General features: G+C 61.7%; 1 protein-coding gene. It reads left to right on the top strand.

Annotated elements, in window-relative coordinates:
* Positions 1 to 290: histidine kinase dimerization/phospho-acceptor domain-containing protein (locus KZZ04_RS18800; protein ID WP_368735899.1), on the top strand; the 290-nt coding region annotated here is incomplete at both ends.

Raw genomic sequence — 290 nt, 5'->3', positions numbered from 1 at the left:
GCCTGCCGGTGCTACTGCTACTCGGGATCGGTTTACGCCTGCACCGCCGTCGCCGCACCGACCTGAACACCCTCAAGACCTGCCTTGGCACGCTGGCACGTACCCCGAATGTGATGTTGCCTGCCATGGGCAAGGAATGGACGCCGTTGCTGATGACCTTGCAACAGCACGCGCGGGACATCAGCGCCATGAACGAGCGCCACCGTGAAGTCTCCCAGGCCGTGTCCCACGAACTGCGTACGCCATTGGCACGCATGCGTTTTGCCTTGACGCTTCTGGGTAAAAGCGAA

The sequence above is a fragment of the Pseudoalteromonas sp. CR1 genome (assembly GCF_019392235.1).
In the GTDB taxonomy this organism is placed as follows: Bacteria; Pseudomonadota; Gammaproteobacteria; order Enterobacterales; family Alteromonadaceae; genus Pseudoalteromonas.
The sequence above is the reverse complement of the archived record's forward strand: the minus strand, read 5'-3'. Positions and strand labels throughout refer to the sequence as shown.